The sequence below is a fragment of the Crystallibacter degradans genome, assembly GCF_012952295.1.
Taxonomy (GTDB): Bacteria; Actinomycetota; Actinomycetes; order Actinomycetales; family Micrococcaceae; genus Crystallibacter; species Crystallibacter degradans.
In genome coordinates this window covers 530,018-544,809 of sequence record NZ_JABBCH010000001.1, presented here as the reverse complement: position 1 = coordinate 544,809, position 14,792 = coordinate 530,018, and the positions used below count along the sequence as shown (strand labels likewise).

At 66.3% G+C, this 14,792-nt stretch carries 17 protein-coding genes; 10 read left to right on the top strand and 7 right to left on the bottom strand.

Translation table 11 applies throughout. The features are described 5' to 3' along the window. The first annotated feature begins 15 nt into the window (after positions 1-15). The 3 genes from HGO92_RS02475 to HGO92_RS02465 all read left to right on the top strand — a co-directional run bounded on the left by HGO92_RS02475 (position 16) and on the right by HGO92_RS02465 (position 1,421). On the top strand, positions 16-711 hold the full coding sequence (locus tag HGO92_RS02475) for a DsbA family oxidoreductase (protein ID WP_169991530.1): 696 nt from the start codon (positions 16-18) through the stop codon (positions 709-711). Between the two features lie 144 nt (positions 712-855). Then, positions 856-1,083, top strand: coding sequence for a hypothetical protein (locus tag HGO92_RS02470; RefSeq protein ID WP_169991528.1), 228 nt, complete (start codon positions 856-858; stop codon positions 1,081-1,083). 104 nt (positions 1,084-1,187) lie between these two features. Then, positions 1,188-1,421 (top strand): zinc-ribbon domain-containing protein, encoded by a 234-nt coding sequence (locus tag HGO92_RS02465; RefSeq protein WP_169991526.1) that lies wholly within the window; start codon positions 1,188-1,190, stop codon positions 1,419-1,421. 20 nt (positions 1,422-1,441) lie between these two features. On the opposite strand, the gene HGO92_RS02460 is transcribed toward HGO92_RS02465, so the two are convergent. Beyond that, on the bottom strand, positions 1,442-2,059 hold the full coding sequence (locus HGO92_RS02460) for a methyltransferase domain-containing protein (protein WP_169991524.1): 618 nt from the start codon (positions 2,057-2,059) through the stop codon (positions 1,442-1,444). A gap of 36 nt (positions 2,060-2,095) precedes the next feature. Then, the gene (locus HGO92_RS02455; RefSeq protein ID WP_169991522.1) at positions 2,096-2,872 is read right to left on the bottom strand and encodes a type 1 glutamine amidotransferase domain-containing protein; all 777 of its coding nucleotides are present in this window, start codon (positions 2,870-2,872) and stop codon (positions 2,096-2,098) included. Positions 2,873-3,016: 144 nt separating this feature from the next. On the opposite strand from HGO92_RS02455, the gene HGO92_RS02450 reads away from it, so the two are divergent. Beyond that, complete coding sequence (locus HGO92_RS02450; RefSeq protein WP_169991520.1) at positions 3,017-4,021, top strand: TIGR03557 family F420-dependent LLM class oxidoreductase; 1,005 nt, start codon at positions 3,017-3,019, stop codon at positions 4,019-4,021. Next, positions 4,018-4,953 carry a coenzyme F420-0:L-glutamate ligase gene (locus tag HGO92_RS02445; protein ID WP_169991518.1) on the top strand — a complete coding sequence of 312 codons (936 nt, stop codon included), beginning with the start codon at positions 4,018-4,020 and terminating at the stop codon, positions 4,951-4,953. Before HGO92_RS02450 ends, HGO92_RS02445 begins: the two co-directional genes overlap by 4 nt. Here HGO92_RS02445 and HGO92_RS02440 read toward each other — a convergent pair. The 3 genes from HGO92_RS02440 to HGO92_RS02430 are packed head-to-tail and all read right to left on the bottom strand — an operon-like array spanning position 4,878 to position 7,872. After that, complete coding sequence (locus tag HGO92_RS02440) at positions 4,878-5,747, bottom strand: ABC transporter ATP-binding protein (RefSeq protein ID WP_169991516.1); 870 nt, start codon at positions 5,745-5,747, stop codon at positions 4,878-4,880. The two genes, HGO92_RS02445 and HGO92_RS02440, sit on opposite strands and share 76 nt — an antisense overlap. Next, a complete protein-coding gene (locus tag HGO92_RS02435) occupies positions 5,744-6,847 on the bottom strand; it encodes a putative F420-0 ABC transporter permease subunit (RefSeq protein WP_169991514.1) in 1,104 nt (367 codons plus the stop codon). Before HGO92_RS02435 ends, HGO92_RS02440 begins: the two co-directional genes overlap by 4 nt. 2 nt (positions 6,848-6,849) lie before the next feature. Then, entirely contained in the window at positions 6,850-7,872 is a 1,023-nt protein-coding gene (locus tag HGO92_RS02430) for a putative F420-0 ABC transporter substrate-binding protein (RefSeq protein WP_169991513.1), read from the bottom strand. Positions 7,873-8,149: 277 nt separating this feature from the next. Here HGO92_RS02430 and HGO92_RS02425 point away from each other — a divergent pair, with 277 nt between their 5' ends. From HGO92_RS02425 to HGO92_RS02415, 3 genes are read left to right on the top strand one after another with little or no spacing between them, the layout of a single operon-like run. After that, the gene (locus HGO92_RS02425) at positions 8,150-8,998 is read left to right on the top strand and encodes a nitrilase-related carbon-nitrogen hydrolase (RefSeq protein WP_169991511.1); all 849 of its coding nucleotides are present in this window, start codon (positions 8,150-8,152) and stop codon (positions 8,996-8,998) included. Between the two features lie 36 nt (positions 8,999-9,034). Beyond that, positions 9,035-10,456, top strand: coding sequence for a dihydropyrimidinase (gene hydA / locus HGO92_RS02420; RefSeq protein WP_169991509.1), 1,422 nt, complete (start codon positions 9,035-9,037; stop codon positions 10,454-10,456). Positions 10,457-10,463: 7 nt separating this feature from the next. Continuing rightward, positions 10,464-11,522 (top strand): TIGR03842 family LLM class F420-dependent oxidoreductase, encoded by a 1,059-nt coding sequence (locus HGO92_RS02415; protein WP_169991507.1) that lies wholly within the window; start codon positions 10,464-10,466, stop codon positions 11,520-11,522. 39 nt (positions 11,523-11,561) lie between these two features. Here the strand turns inward: HGO92_RS02415 and HGO92_RS02410 are convergent, their stop codons facing one another. After that, the gene (locus tag HGO92_RS02410) at positions 11,562-12,626 is read right to left on the bottom strand and encodes a helix-turn-helix transcriptional regulator (protein WP_169991505.1); all 1,065 of its coding nucleotides are present in this window, start codon (positions 12,624-12,626) and stop codon (positions 11,562-11,564) included. A gap of 86 nt (positions 12,627-12,712) precedes the next feature. On the opposite strand from HGO92_RS02410, the gene HGO92_RS02405 reads away from it, so the two are divergent. After that, entirely contained in the window at positions 12,713-13,177 is a 465-nt protein-coding gene (locus HGO92_RS02405) for a cupin domain-containing protein (RefSeq protein ID WP_169991503.1), read from the top strand. Beyond that, positions 13,174-13,575, top strand: coding sequence for a DUF1304 domain-containing protein (locus HGO92_RS02400; protein ID WP_169991501.1), 402 nt, complete (start codon positions 13,174-13,176; stop codon positions 13,573-13,575). Before HGO92_RS02405 ends, HGO92_RS02400 begins: the two co-directional genes overlap by 4 nt. 29 nt (positions 13,576-13,604) lie before the next feature. Here HGO92_RS02400 and HGO92_RS02395 read toward each other — a convergent pair whose 3' ends face one another. Then, positions 13,605-14,786 (bottom strand): serine hydrolase domain-containing protein, encoded by a 1,182-nt coding sequence (locus HGO92_RS02395; RefSeq protein WP_169991499.1) that lies wholly within the window; start codon positions 14,784-14,786, stop codon positions 13,605-13,607. Positions 14,787-14,792 lie beyond the last annotated feature (6 nt).

Sequence of the window (14,792 nt, the reverse complement as noted above, 5' to 3'; positions counted from 1 at the left end):
GGCTAGCCTTGGGGCATGGCACGCCCAAACGTTCCGCCCAATACCGTTACTGTCTTCACCGATGTCATGTGCGGCTGGTCCACACTGGCGCTGCACCGCTTCTACCAGGCTCGCGACGCAGCCGGACTGACCGGCCGTTTGCATGTTGACCTGCAGCTGTTCCTGCTCGAGGACCTCAACCGTACTGCCCTCAAGACCTCGATGATCGAACCGGAGAAGCCCGTCATCAATGCGCTGGAGCCGGAACTGGGGTTCACAGCGTGGCAGCGCGATCCCTCCGGGTGGCCCGTGACCAGCTTGCCGGCCAACGAAGCGGTCCACGCTGCCAAGGAACAATCCCTCGCGGCGGCCGAGGAACTCGACATGGCGTTGCGGCTGGCGTTTTGGCGGGACAGCCGCTGCATCAGCATGCGCCACGAAATTCTCGACGTCGCAACGGCGTGCAGGGACGTCGACGTCGACAGGCTGCGTGACGCTTTCGACACGGGCAGGGCACGAGGACCCATGATGGAGTCATATTTTGCCCACCGCGACGATGTCCAGGGCAGTCCGCACTTCTTCCTCGCCGACGGTACGGATGTAGCCAATCCGGGGATGGAGCTGCACCAGGAAGACCAGGACGGCACCGAAGTTCCCGTGGTCGATGACGACGATCCCGGCGTCTACGACGGTCTGGTCCGGCATGCGGCGACAGCGGCCGGCGTCGGATAGCCGCACGGGGCCCATCGCCCACATAACGGATTGAAAACGGCTTCCGGGGTTGTGGGGCGGTGCTGAGCTTGGCAGAGTGGTAAGTGTGCTGATGGATTAGCGCAGACAGCCTCACAGCAGGACAATCAGGAAAGCGGGTACATCATGCAGATCGACAAGCAGCAGATCCTCGACCTCCTCCGGTCTACGGGCGAAACCGGCAAGGCCGAGCAGGCGCAGAAGGACCTGCCGGACCAGGTAGATACCGAACGCGATTCCGGACTGCTTTCCAAACTCGGTATCGATGTCAACGCACTGCTTAGCAAACTCCCCGGCGGACTAGGCGACAAACTGGGCGGCCTGGGAGACAAGCTCGGCGGTTTTGGCCGCTGACCAAACAGCCACCATCTAAATAAGCTCCGGCCCGGCACACCGCACGATAGTTGGGGGTGTCGGGCCGGCTCCTTCCCAAATTGCCCAAGGCTGAGGAGTTTGCGGTGCTGATCCTGTTTGGCTTCACCCGGAGGCCGCGTGTGCTGGCCACCCGGCCGGGCACGTGCCCTTTCTGCGGCGTGAGCGGGCCGCAGCGTCTCATTGAGGAAGCTGGCAAATTCTCCATCTTCTTCATCCCCATCTTCACCACCAGCCGTCGCTACTACACCGAATGCCTGAACTGCGGGCGCCAAAACGAGATCTCCCGGCAGCAAAAGGACGCGCTCCTGCAGGGGTGACAGCTGCAGGAGTAACAGCATTATTTTGCGGTGGCGGTTCCCATGACGAGCGGGTTGAGCGGCTGCCATTTCGGCCCGATAAAGAACTCTTCGTCCAGTTTCACGGTAAAACCGGCAGCCGCGATGGCTGCAACGGTGTCGCGGTTGGGATTGCAGCCCTGCGCGGCAAAGTGCCATACCGGGCGGACCAGATCCTGGACCTTGGCATGGGTGCCGAAGCCGCGGACATGCTCGAGGAACAGCAGTTTCCCGCCGGGCTTGAGCACCCGCCGTGCCTCGGCCAGGGCGGATGCCTGGTCCGGCACCGTGCAGAGCACCAGGGTGTAGACCACCGCGTCTACGCTGGAATCCGCTGCGGGCAGCCGAGCCGCTTCGCCGTCGTCGATCGTCACCTCGGTCCGCGCGGTGCCGATCTTCGCTTCCAGCCGCTTGCGCATATTCGCGTCCGGTTCCACCGCGGTGACAGTGCACGACGGCGGGAAATGCGGCAGGTTCGCGCCGGTCCCGGCACCGACGTCGATCACCCTGCCCTGCAGGCCGGACAGCAGTGCCGCCCGGCGCTGGCTGAGGACCTGGGTCTCGGCGAAGCGCGTGGCGGAGTCGTAGCGTGCGGCAAAGAACGCGCTTTTCAGTCCCACGGTTTACCTGCTTCCCGCTCGGCAGCTGCCGCAGGCTCAGTAGTCATCGTCGCGAACGTCTTCGTCCCGGTCCGCATCATTTTCGGCTTCATCATCCTGGGCCCCTCCGGGAGCGGGACCGAGCGCGGCGAGGACTTCCTTGGCCACGGCCTCGCTGGACTGCGGGTTCTGCCCGCTGATGAGGTTGCCGTCGAGGACCACGTTGCTGGCCCACGCCGGCCCCGCCTGGACAATGGCGCCGTTGGCCCGCAGCGTCGATTCCACCAGCCAGGGCGTGTTGTCGCCGGTGCCGCCGCCGAGTTCCTCCTCGTCCGTGAAAACGGTCAGACGTCTGCCCGCAAAGGCGAACTCGCCGTCGTCGTTCCTTGCGCTGAGCAGTCCGGCCGGGCCGTGGCAGAACGGGGCGATGATAATTTCCGCGCGGTCCGCCTCGGCCAACAGCCGGCCCAGATCCGAATCCGTGGCGAGGTCGGCCATGGGGCCGTGGCCGCCGGGCAGCACAATGGCGTTGTAGTATGTCGGGTCGACCTCGGAGAGCACAAACGGGTGCGACAGCTCGGCGTCGATCTCCTCGAGATAGGCGGTGAAATCGTCGGCCTTCTGCTGGCTGCCGGCCGATTCCGCCGTGAGACTGACGGCGTCCACCGTGGGCTTCCTGCCGCCGGGCGTGGCGATATTGACGGTGTGGCCGGCCTCGCTCAGCAGCCGGTGCGAGACTACCAGCTCCTCGGCCCAGTAGCCGGTGGGATGCTGGGTGCCGTCCTTCATCATGAGCGAGTCTGCGGCCGAAACGACCATAAGGATCCGTGCCATGCTAATGCTCCTTGCGCCGGGATGGATACATCCACCGTGCCACAGCGGCCGCCGCAGGAACAGGGTGCGGGGGCTGGGCCCTAGATCTGTTCCACGGCAGCAGCACTATTGTTTTCCCCAACGTGCCAGTGGAAGTATTCGATCATGACTACGTCACTGACTATCGGATATGCCGCGATGCTCGAGCAGTTCCACCCTCGCGAGGCGGTTGAGCTCTCCGAATATGCCGAGCAGAAGGGCTTTTCCGGCGTGATGGCGGCAGACCACTTCCAGCCGTGGGTTCCCGCCCAGGGTGAATCGGCCTTCGTCTGGAATGTGCTCTCCGCCCTGGGGGAACGGACCAAGGGCGACATCGGGCCCGGCGTCACCTGCCCTACTTTCCGGTGGCATCCGGCGATGGTGGCGCAGGCCTCGGCGACGCTGGCCGCCATGTATCCGGGCCGGCACTGGCTGGGGCTGGGATCGGGGGAGGCGCTGAACGAGCACATCACCGGGCAGTACTGGCCGGAACCGCCGGAGCGGATCAACCGGATGTTCGAGGCGATCGAGATCATCAACAAGCTCTTCACCAACTCGCTGGCGGGCAAGGACGTCCGGCACAACGGCGCCTACTACAGGATGGAGTCCACCCGGTTGTGGACCATGCCCGAGGTGCCGCCGGAAATCCTGGTGGCCACGGCGGGCCCGGTCACGGCCAAGCGAGCGGGCAAACATGCCGGCGGGCTGATTACGGTGGGGGCGCCGCTGGATAAGGTGGCGATGCTCTTCGACCGGTTCGACGCCGGCGCCAAGGAAGCGGGCAAGGATCCGTCCCGTATGCCGAAGGTGCTCCAGCTGCATCTGAGCTGGGCCCCGACCTACGAGGAAGCGCTGTCCAATGCCATGACCGAGTGGCCCAACGGCGGGATGAAGTTCCCCAAGGGGGACATCCGGTCTCCGTTCGAGCTTGAGCAAATGGCCAAGCTGGTCCGGCCGGAAGACTTCGAAGGCCGGCTGGTCATCTCCGAAGATCCGGACGTGCACCGCGCCTACATCCAGAAGTTCGCGGACCTGGGCTTCGACCGGATCTACCTGCACAACGTGGGCCGCAACCAGCGCGAGTGGATCGATGTGTTCGGCGCAAAAGTCCTCCCGGCGTTGACCCGATGAGCCGGCGCGTGCTGTCCGTCTTCGCCGTCGAGGGCATCGGCGAAATCACCGCCGGCGACGACCTGGCCACCGTCATCCATGAGGCCGTGCGCGGGGAACTTCGGGACGGGGACATCCTTGCGGTCACGTCCAAAATCGTATCCAAGGCCGAGGGGCGCGTGCGGCGGGCAGCGGACCGCGAGGAAGCGATTACGGCGGAAACGGTACGGGTTGTCGCCACGCGCGCCCATGCGAACGGCGTGACCCGCATCGTCGAGAACCGGCTGGGCATAGTCTCCGCGGCGGCCGGGGTGGACGCCAGCAATACGCCCGAGGGGACCGTCCTCCTGCTGCCCGTTGATCCGGATGGCTCGGCGCACCGGCTCCGCGCCGAACTGCACCGGCGCTGCAGCGTGAACGTCGCCGTCGTGATCACGGATACCCTCGGCAGGCCCTGGCGGAACGGGCAGACGGACGTGGCGATCGGCGTTTCCGGGCTGGCACCACTGGCCGATCTGCGGGGTTCGGTGGACAGCGCCGGTCGCCGGCTGAGCGCCACGGTCACCGCTGTGGCGGACGAGATCGCCGGGGCGGCGGACCTGGTCAAAGGCAAGACCAGCGGCTGCCCGGTCGCCGTGGTGCGGGGGTTGGCCAACCTGGTTTCGGTTCCAAATAACGACGACGGCGGCGCGCGCCTTGGCCACGCGGGTGCGGCTGCCCTGATCCGGTCCGCCGAGCAGGACATGTTCCGGCTGGGCACGGCGGAAGCCATGGCGGCGGGCCGGGAGGAAGGCCTCGAAACCGGCCGCCGCGAGGGTCTAGAAGCCGGCCGCCGCGAGGGTCTAGAAGCCGGCCGGCGGCAAGGCTACCGGCAAGGCTATGAAGCAGGACTGAAGGCCACCAGCGGCCTGCCCGTGAGCGGATGTTCGAGCACCACGGCGTCCACCCCGTAGACCCGGCGGATCAGGTCCGGCGTCAGGACTTCGCTCGTGGGGCCGGCCGCCGCGACTTTGCCCTCCTGCAGGACGATCACCTGATCGCAGTAAGCGGCGGCGATGTTGATGTCGTGCAGCGCGGCGAGCACCGCCGCTCCGCCGGCCGCCAGGTTCCGGACCAGTTCCATGGTGGCCAGCTGTGCGTTGATGTCCAGATGGTTGGTCGGCTCGTCGAGCAGCAGGACGTCCGGCTCCTGGGCGAGGGCTTTGGCCAGCTGGACCCGCTGGCGCTCGCCGCCGGACAAGGTGCTGTACCTACGCTCCGTGAAGCAGTCGAGGCCTACCGCCGTGAGGCTGCGGCGGGCAACGCCCAGATCCTCGTCACTCGTGCCTGCCAGCAGGGAACGGTAGGGCAGCCGGCCCAGCAGCACTACATCCAGCACGGTCAGCGGCAGGTCCGTGTCGGCACTTTGCTCCACGAGGGACAGTTGGCGGGCGCGTTCCTTGCGGCGCAGGGCGTGGAGGTTGGAACCCGCCAGCTGGACGGAACCGGCATGCGGCACGGCGACGGCGCCCAGCAACTGCAGCAGGCTCGATTTTCCCGCGCCGTTGGGACCCAGCAGCCCGGTCACGGTGCCTGCCGGGACGTGGCAGTCCACGCCGTCGAGAATGAGCTTGCCGCCTGCCCTGAAGCCGAGGCCGAGCCCTTGCAGGGAAACGCCGGGCGGCGGGACGGACGTAGCCGGCGTGGCGGGCTGGCCGGAGGACCGGCGTGCGGTTAAGGGATGTGTAGGGCTGGTTGTCGGATTCATGAGGCGTTCCTCCAGCGCCAGAGCATGATGATGAAGACCGGCGCTCCCAACAAGGCGGTAATGATGCCGACGGGGATCTCGCGCGGGTCGAATATCGTCCTGGCCAAGGTGTCGGCCCAGACCATGAACAGGGCTCCGGCCAGGGCAGAGAGCGGAAGCAGCGCGCGGTGCCGTGCGCCGGTCAGCAGCCGGACGGCGTGCGGCAGGATCAGGCCGACAAAGCCGATGGAACCACTGACCGAGACCATCGCCCCGGTGAGCACGGCCGTTCCGCCCAGCAGGAGCCAGCGGATGGCGGTCACGTTCAGCCCGAGCGCCGCTGCGGCGGTGTCGCCGAACGCGAAGCCGTCAAGGATCCGGCCGGACAGCAGCACCGGCGTTCCCGCGACGGCGAACGCGACGCCGGTGATGGCGACGGAGCCCCAGGTTGCGGCGGACAGCGAGCCCATCATCCAGCTGAGCACTTCGCGGTAGGAATCGCCCTGCGCGGAGAAGAAGATGATGAACGAGGCCAGTGCGGAAGCCAGCGCGGAGACCGCCAGTCCGGCGAGCACTGTTCGGGTGGGGGTGATGACGCCCAGGGCCGAAGCCAGTCCGAGGGTGAGCGCCATCGCAGCCATCGCCCCGGCGAACGCGGCCACCGGCAGCAGTACGGCGGCGCCCAGCAGGAGGACCGCGACGGCGCCCAGCGAAGCTCCGGAGCTCAGCCCCAGCAGATAGGGATCGGCCAGCGGATTGCGCGTGAGTGCCTGCATGACTGCGCCACTGACGGCCAGGCCGGCTCCGACCAGTCCAGCCGTGAGCAGCCGGGGCAGCCGCAACTCCCAGACAATGCCGTCCTGGATGGCGGTCAGCTCGACGGCGACGCCGAAGTGCTCCGGCCGGAGGCCCAGATGCCGGAGGACGGATCCGAGTACCTGGAGCGGCGACAGGTTGGCCGGGCCGATCGAGACGGCGACCAGCACCGAGGCGACGAGCGCAGCCAGCAGGACCGCGCCCCACAACACCCCGGATATCGGCTGCCGGCCGGACCGGGAACGGGCAACGGTGGCGGGCGCCGTCGTCGTTAGTTTGTGCCCGGAGTGCTCGCGCAGGCTCATGCCTAATCCAGTTCCGCCAGCTGGTCCACCAGGGACTGGACCGTTTCGACGCTGCGGACGCCCGCCTCGGAAGCGGCGAAGGGGACCACCAGGTACCGGCCCTCCTTGACCGCGTCCAGCTGCGAGATCACCGGATGCGCCTCCAGCACGCCGATCTTCTTCTCGGTGCTGCCCCAGCTGGAATCCACCAGCACAATGACGTCCGGATTCCGCTCGGCGACAACTTCCCAGGACAACGGGGACCAGGCCTGGTCCACATCGGCGGCCACGTTCCGCAGGCCCGCCGCCTCCATCACCAGCTGGGGAGCTCCGCTGCCGCCGCCGACAAAGGGGGTGTCGGAGCCGGAGCTGTACCAGAGCGCCGAGAGCTCCTTACTGTGCGGCTCGATTGCGTCGAGTTGCTGCCGCTGTTCGGCGACGAGTTGCTCGGCTGCGGCGCCGGCGTCGAAAATCCGGCCCATTTCCCGGACGTCCGCGAAGATGTTCTCGAAAGTCAGCGGATCCGGCCGGTAGCCCGGCTGCTGGCAGGCCGCGGGGGAGACGTACGTGTTGACGCCGAGTTTGCCCAGGGCTGCGCGCTCGCCGGCACCGTCCGCGGAGAAATTGGATTCCCACCCGGCGTAGACGAAGTCCGGTTCGAGCGCCAGCACCGGTTCCTGGGCCGGCAGTTGTTCGGAGATCACGGGGATGTCCTGCTGCCATTGCTGCGGCACGGGGCCGTCGGCGAAGGCCGTTCCCACCATCCGCTCGCCCAGACCGAGGGCGAGCAGCAGTTCCGTGCTGGTGGATTTGATCGTGACGGCACGCTCCGGCGGCGCCGTGAAGGTGACCTTGGTGCCGCAGTTATCCACCGTGAACGGAAAGCCCGAGGCCGGAGCGGAGCCGGCCTCCGGGCCAGCTGCAGGACTCGTTGCCGCGGTGTTCGGAGCGGAGCCGGCCGGCGCGGGCCCGCCGCACCCGGCGAGCAGCAGCGAAGCCGCGGCCACCAGGGGCAAAACGGAGCGTAACGAGGCGGAATTGCGCATGGGACCTCGGTTCGTCAGCCAGGCGCAGTGGTATGTGCAGCCAGCGCGCCGGGGCGCTGTTCGATGGAACCGGCGACAGCCGGTGACCGGCGGCCCAATTCCAGGCCGTGCGGGCCGGTCATACGCAACCGGTGGGTCCGAGACCGAGTATAGGCCCCATTTAAACTCCGTTGGAGGTTTCGGACTTCGGACCATGGTTTTCCAAGCACGGTGCGGCTATCGTTTCAGGCACGTGACGGACGTTAGGCCCAGTCTTAAGGCATATCGGAGGCAGTCGATGACAACGGTTAGGGCAGCACTCACCCAGACCACCTGGACCGGGGACGAGGAGTCCATGGTCAGGAAACACGAAGACTTTGTGCGCAAGGCCGCGGCCGAGGGCGCCCAGGTGATCTGCTTCCAGGAACTGTTCCACGGGCCCTACTTCGGCATCGTCCAGGACAGCAAGTACTACGACTTCGCGCAGCAGGTGCCGGGGCCGTTGACGGAACGCTTCGCCAAGCTCGCGGCCGAGCACCATATGGTCATCATCCTTCCGGTCTATGAAGAGGAACAGCCCGGCATCTACTACAACACCGCCGCGGTGATCGACGCGGACGGGACGTACCTGGGGAAGTACCGCAAGAACCACCTGCCGCATGTGGAGAAGTTCTGGGAGAAGTTCTATTTCCGGCCCGGAAACCTCGGCTGGCCGATCTTCGACACCGCGGTGGGCAAGGTCGGGTTGAACATCTGCTACGACCGGCACTTCCCCGAAAGCTGGCGGGTGCTCGGCCTCAACGGTGCCCATCTGGTCTTCAACCCGAACGCCTCCAAGCCCGGCCTTTCCAACCGCTTGTGGGAACTGGAACAGCCGACCGCCGCGGCCGCCAACGGCTACTACGTGGTGGTGCCCAACCGTGTGGGATCGGAAGCCAACGAGTTCGGCGACGAGGCGGTGAACTTCTACGGCACCTCCTATGTTGTGGACCCGCAGGGGAACTACGTGGGTGAACTGGGCAGCGGCAGCGAGGAGGAACTGCTGATCCGCGACCTGGACATGGACCTGGTGCGCACCGCCCGGAACAGCTGGCAGTTCTACCGGGACCGCCGCCCGGATGCCTACGGACCGATCGTCGCGCCGTAAGCCGCCCGGCCCCGAGAACTTGGCAGGAGAAACCCGATGTCTACAACCCTGATTACCGGCGGGACCGTGGTCAGCTCGACAGGCCGCAGCGAAGCCGACGTGCTGATCGACGGCGAAAAGATCTTGGCCGTGCTGGCGCCCGGCTCCACCCTGCTGGGCCATGACCTGAAGTCTTCGGTGGACACCGTGCTGGATGCCGCCGGCAAATACGTTGTTCCCGGCGGGATCGACGCGCACACCCACATGCAGATGCCGTTCGGCGGCACCGAAGCGAGCGACACTTTCGAAACCGGTACGCGTGCCGCTGCCTGGGGAGGCACGACGACGATCGTGGACTTCGCGATCCAAAAGTACGGCGAGCGGGTGATGGACGCGCTGACTGCCTGGCACGACAAGGCGTCCGGCGAATGCGCCATTGACTACGGCTTCCACCAGATCATCGGCGACGTGAACGACGATTCGCTCAAGGCCATGGAGGGCCTGATCGACGAGGGGATCTCCAGCTACAAACTGTTCATGGCGTACCCGGGCGTTTTCTACAGCGACGACGCGCAGATCTTCAAGGCGATGCGCGTGGGGGCCGACACCGGATTGATGACCATGATGCACGCCGAGAACGGCCCGGCCATCGACGCCATGGTGGCCGAACTGCTGGCCCAGGGCAAAACCGATCCGTACTACCACGGGGTGGCCCGGGCGTGGCAGATGGAAGAGGAAGCCACCCACCGCGCCATCATGCTGGCCAATCTCACCGGCGCCCCGCTGTACGTGGTCCACGTCTCGGCCAAGCAGGCCGTCGCGCAGCTGGCGGCAGCCCGGAACAACGGCCAGAACGTCTTCGGCGAAACCTGCCCGCAGTACCTCTACCTCTCGCTGGAAGACCAGCTGGGGGCGCCGGGCTTCGAAGGGGCCAAATGGGTATGCTCCACGCCCTTGCGCTCCAAGCTTGAGCATCACCAGGACCACATGTGGCAGGCGCTGCGGACCAACGATCTCCAGATGGTCTCCACCGACCACTGCCCGTTCTGCATGAAGGGGCAGAAGGACATGGGCGTGGGCGATTTCTCCAAGATCCCCAACGGTATCGGCGGTGTGGAGCACCGGATGAACCTGATCTACCAGGGAGTGGTGGACGGCAAGATCCCGCTGGAGCGCTGGGTGGAAATCACCAGCACCACCCCTGCACGGATGTTCGGCATGTACGGACGCAAAGGCGTCATCGCCCCCGGGGCCGATGCCGACGTCGTTATTTACAACCCTGAAGGGCATACGTCGATCGGGCTGGAGAAGACCCACCACATGAACATGGACTATTCCGCGTGGGAAGGCTTCGAGATCGACGGCCACGTGGATACCGTCCTCTCCCGCGGCCGCGTCATTGTCGACGACAACCAGTACCTGGGCAGCAAGACGCACGGGCAGTACCTCAGGCGTGCTCCCAGCCAGTACCTGATCTAGGAGCGCCATGGAATTCGGAACAGTACTCCAATGCAACCCGCCGGCCGCGCGCACCGTGGCGTTGGCGAAAAAGGCCGAAGAGCACGGGTTCGACTACGTCTGGACCTTCGATTCGCACCTGCTGTGGCAGGAACCGTACGTGATCTACAGCCAGATCCTGGCCGAGACACGCACCATCAAGGTGGGCCCCATGGTCACCAATCCGGCCACGCGGGACTGGACTGTCACGGCGTCCACCTTCGCCACCCTGAACCAGATGTACGGCAACCGGACGGTGTGCGGAATTGGCCGCGGCGACTCTGCGGTACGCGTGATCAACGGCGCGCCGACAACGCTGAAGACACTGCGCCAGGCCATCCACGTGATCCGCGAACTGGCCAACTCGCGCCCGGTCGAATACAACGGGGCCACCCTGCAGTTCCCGTGGAGCGCAGGGTCCGAACTGGAGGTGTGGGTTGCCGCCTACGGTCCGCTGGCGCTGAAGCTGGCCGGAGAAGTGGGCGACGGCTTCATCCTGCAACTGGCCGATGTGGACATTGCCGAATGGATGATCCAGACCGTGCGCCAGGCAGCCGCCAATGCCGGACGGGATCCGCTGGCCGTCAAGTTCTGCGTGGCCGCGCCGATGTACGTGGGCCAGGACTGGGAACACATGCGCGACCAGTGCCGCTGGTTCGGCGGCATGGTGGGCAACCACGTGGCGGATATTGTGGCCAAGTACGGCTCGGACTCCGCGGTGCCGCAGGCCCTGACCGATTACATTGCCGGGCGGGACAGCTATGACTACAACGAGCACGGCCGGGCCGGCAACACCCACACGTCCTTCGTCCCGGACGAGATAGTTGACCGGTTCTGCGTGCTCGGCACGGCGGAGCAGCACATCGAGAAACTGGAAAAGCTCAAGGCCCTCGGCGTCACCCAGTTCGCCGGCTACCTGCAGCACGACAACAAAGAAGAGACCCTGCGGGTCTACGGCGAAACCATCATGCCCGCGCTCCGGGAGCACGTGGTGGCAAAGGCAGAAGCGGACCGCACCGACCGGACGCCGGAACCGACCACTCGATAAAGGGGGAGCGGCAAACCAAGTACGACGGCGGTGCGCGCCTCAGGGCGCGATGGTTTCCTTGTCGGGCTCCACCGGTTCGGGCCGCAGGCGTGCCGCCAGTTCGCCGCGGCTGTGGACGCCGACCTTGGCGAAGACGGACTTCAAGTGGTCCTGCACGGTATGCGCCGAGATGAAGAGCCGGTCCGCGATGTCCCCCGTCGAACGTCCGGCAATGACCTCGGCGCAGATGTGACGCTCGCGCGGAGTCAGCCCGTAGGCGGCCAGCAGCAGGGCGACCAGCTCCTGACCGGCGGCCGGTTCAATCACGACGGCGGTCGAGGCGTCCTCCGCGCCGAGCAACGGGGACGCGTGGAGGATGGCCCAGTGCCCGCGGGCATCGCGCAGCTTCGCACGGAACTCACCTGTTGGCGAGGTGCGCGCTCCGGCCGCCATCACGCTCATCATGGTCAGGAAGCGGCCCGGCGAGATCTCGTCCAGCCGGTTCCGCCATTCCAATGCACCCGGTGTTGCCGACCGCAGTTCTCCCTGCGGCCCGGTGACGACGATGGCCCGGCCGGTTCCGGACGGAGCGCCGTGCAGTTCGGAGCGCACCGCCAGCCGGGTCGCTGAGGCGATGGCCGGAGCCACGGCAGCGAGGAACTCCATCTCCCGAGCAGTGAAGTCGCGGCCGGAACGGACCATTCCCGCCGCGCCCCAGCATGCGCCGTCGGCCAGGAAAAGGACGCGCAGTTCGCGGTCCAGACCAAGCGGCCGCCACACTTGGTTGAGCCGGATGCTGTGCCTACGCTCGCGCTCCGGCAGTTCGGACAGCGCGGCGACCGACTGCTTGCGGGCGGCCAGCGCGGCAAACCGATGGGGTTCCGCCGTCGCATATTCGGCCTCCGCCAGCAGCGGCTCATACTCCACCGGAATCCTCGTCTTGCCGCTGGCCATGGTGCTGATGACCAGGGTTTCCGGATCGATGGTGGCCCAGCAGGTCAGCTCGGTGCTGATCTCCCGGCAGACCAGACGGATAGCCTCGGCGTGCAGTTCGCTGACGCCCAGCCCGGTGACGGCAAGTACCGCGATGTTCCTGCGGACGCGGTAGGCCCGCTCCTCCCACATAAGAAAAGTATCCCATCGGGCGGCACCGCAAGGATCCCCTTAATTCTGGGATCGACGCCGTTACGGCGGGTTTCTAGCGTGGAGTCATGGCACATCTTATTCAACACACAGCCGCCGGCGAGGGCAAGGAATTCGTCGCGCCGGACGCCGTCCTGACGGTAAAGATCGACGCCGGACATACCGACGGGAACTACGAAATCTTCGAGGTCGACGCACCTCGCGGTCCGGCCACCCCGCCGCACCGCACCGGTTGGGCGAAGGCGTACTACGTGCTCAACGGCCGCATGATCGTCCAGATCGACGACGACGGGTACGATCTGGGGCCGGGGGAGTCCATCGCGATCCCGCCGGCGGCCCTGCATACCTTCACGGTGCTCAGTCCGTCGGCCAAGTTCCTGGTTGTGAGCCTGACCGATGGCATGGGGAGGTTCCACACGGACCTGGACGCCACCGTGCCGCACGACCGGGCGATGGAGGAAAACCTGGCCAAGGTCCGCGAGGTGCTGGCGCGCCACGACGTCACTGTGGAAGGAATGGAGCGCGTGCCATGACCGGGGTGGTTTGGGGCTTCGCGTTGCTGGCGGCGGTGCTGCACATCCTCGTTTTCGTCTGGGAAGCCCTGCTGTTCCAGCGCCCCGGTGTGCACGGAGGCGTTTTTTCGACACCGGAGGCTGACGTTCCGGCCATCCGGCTGTGGGCGTTCGGGGTTGGCTTCTACAACCTCTTCCTGGCCGCCGGTCTGATCCTCGGCGTCATTTTGTGGGCTGCCGGCGAGGTTGTTGTGGGGCGGGCATTGGTCATCTACATCTGCCTGTTCATGTTCCTGTCCGGCATCGTGCTGCTGATCGCCGACCGGCTGGCCCTGAGCAGGCCGCGTGGAACGGGAATCAGCGGCGCCGTGGCCCAAGGCGGTCCGCCGCTGGTCGCCCTCGTCGCCGCGGTGCTCTGATTCGGCTGCGGGTGACGCCTGCCTCGGGGCTAAACGAGCCGGGCAAGCTGTGTCAACAGGTCTTTGACGCGGGTGTCCTGGTTTTCGGCGAGCATCTCGTTGGTCAGGAACGAGAATCCCACGTTCTTCTCCGGCCAGGCTCCGTGCAGGCCGCCGCCCGCGCCGGAGTGGCCGAACGCTGGCTCCACCGGGCCATAGGTCCCGATGGAATCGGCCAGCTCGTAGCCTAGCCCGAACCTCAAGGGGCGGTCGTTGATCGCATCGAGCCCTTCGGACCAAGTCCTGGTCGCTTCTGCCAATGACGCCGCGGAGACCAGGCCGCCGTCCGGATCCGCCAGACGGGAGTAGAGGTTGGCCATGGCATCCGCCGTGGCAATGCCGCCGCCGGCTGCCATCTGGCCGCGGTGCATTTCGGGGGAGTTGAAGTGGTCTTTCTCCCCGGTCAGTAATTGCCCGTACATCCGTTCCACGATCTTGCGCCGCTCCGGATCCTGCAGGTAGGTGCTGATCGCGTAGGAATCGGAACGGAAAATGGTGGCGAGCCGAGGGGCCAATTCCTCGGGCAGCCCAAGGTAGATTTCCAGCCCGAGCGGCGTGCTGATCAGTTCGGAAAGCAGTTGGCCAACGGACTTACCTGTGACGCGGCGGAACAGCTCTGTCAGCAGGTAGCCGTAGGTGATGGCATGGTAGGCCACCTTGCTGCCCGGCTCCCATAACGGGACCTGGGCAGCGAGCACCTCAGCGTTCCGCGCGTTATTGTGGAAGCTGTCCCCGCCCGCGGGCTCCGGATCCACGTACGGCAGGCCCACCGTGTGGTTGAGCAACTGGGAGACCGGCACCCCTTCCTTGCCGCCGGCCGCGAACTCCGGCCAGTAATCCGCCACGGGCCTTCGGACATCGAGCAGCCCGCGCTCCACCAGCATGGCGGCCAGCGTGGCCACTACTCCCTTGGTGCCGGAGAACATGACCGCCAGCGTCTTCGGGCCCCAGCTTTCGGCCCCGTCGGCCCACCCAGCCCCATCGGTTCCGGCAGCGGAGCGCCGGGTGGTGCTGCCGCCGTAGAAGCGGGCCAGCGGCTCGCCGCTGCGGTAGACGCAGAACGCCATGCCGCCCTGCGCCTGCTGCAGGTGGTGCCCGAAGACACGCTGGAGGTTCTTGAAACCCTCGTCCGGCAGGCCGCCGTCGTTATGACTTTCGAAGGGGACAGTCAAGGTACT

What these genes read in the sequence shown, in the direction of transcription:
- HGO92_RS02475 (WP_169991530.1), top strand. Translation starts at nt 16, where the DNA reads ATGGCACGCCCAAACGTTCCGCCCAATACCGTTACTGTCTTCACCGAT.
- HGO92_RS02405 (WP_169991503.1), top strand. Translation starts at nt 12,713, where the DNA reads ATGGCACATCTTATTCAACACACAGCCGCCGGCGAGGGCAAGGAATTC.
- HGO92_RS02450 (WP_169991520.1), top strand. Translation starts at nt 3,017, where the DNA reads ATGACTACGTCACTGACTATCGGATATGCCGCGATGCTCGAGCAGTTC.
- HGO92_RS02415 (WP_169991507.1), top strand. Translation starts at nt 10,464, where the DNA reads ATGGAATTCGGAACAGTACTCCAATGCAACCCGCCGGCCGCGCGCACC.
- HGO92_RS02425 (WP_169991511.1), top strand. Translation starts at nt 8,150, where the DNA reads ATGACAACGGTTAGGGCAGCACTCACCCAGACCACCTGGACCGGGGAC.
- HGO92_RS02470 (WP_169991528.1), top strand. Translation starts at nt 856, where the DNA reads ATGCAGATCGACAAGCAGCAGATCCTCGACCTCCTCCGGTCTACGGGC.
- HGO92_RS02410 (WP_169991505.1), bottom strand. Translation starts at nt 12,626, where the DNA reads ATGTGGGAGGAGCGGGCCTACCGCGTCCGCAGGAACATCGCGGTACTT.
- HGO92_RS02435 (WP_169991514.1), bottom strand. Translation starts at nt 6,847, where the DNA reads ATGAGCCTGCGCGAGCACTCCGGGCACAAACTAACGACGACGGCGCCC.
- HGO92_RS02455 (WP_169991522.1), bottom strand. Translation starts at nt 2,872, where the DNA reads ATGGCACGGATCCTTATGGTCGTTTCGGCCGCAGACTCGCTCATGATG.
- hydA (WP_169991509.1), top strand. Translation starts at nt 9,035, where the DNA reads ATGTCTACAACCCTGATTACCGGCGGGACCGTGGTCAGCTCGACAGGC.
- HGO92_RS02400 (WP_169991501.1), top strand. Translation starts at nt 13,174, where the DNA reads ATGACCGGGGTGGTTTGGGGCTTCGCGTTGCTGGCGGCGGTGCTGCAC.
- HGO92_RS02445 (WP_169991518.1), top strand. Translation starts at nt 4,018, where the DNA reads ATGAGCCGGCGCGTGCTGTCCGTCTTCGCCGTCGAGGGCATCGGCGAA.
- HGO92_RS02440 (WP_169991516.1), bottom strand. Translation starts at nt 5,747, where the DNA reads ATGAATCCGACAACCAGCCCTACACATCCCTTAACCGCACGCCGGTCC.
- HGO92_RS02430 (WP_169991513.1), bottom strand. Translation starts at nt 7,872, where the DNA reads ATGCGCAATTCCGCCTCGTTACGCTCCGTTTTGCCCCTGGTGGCCGCG.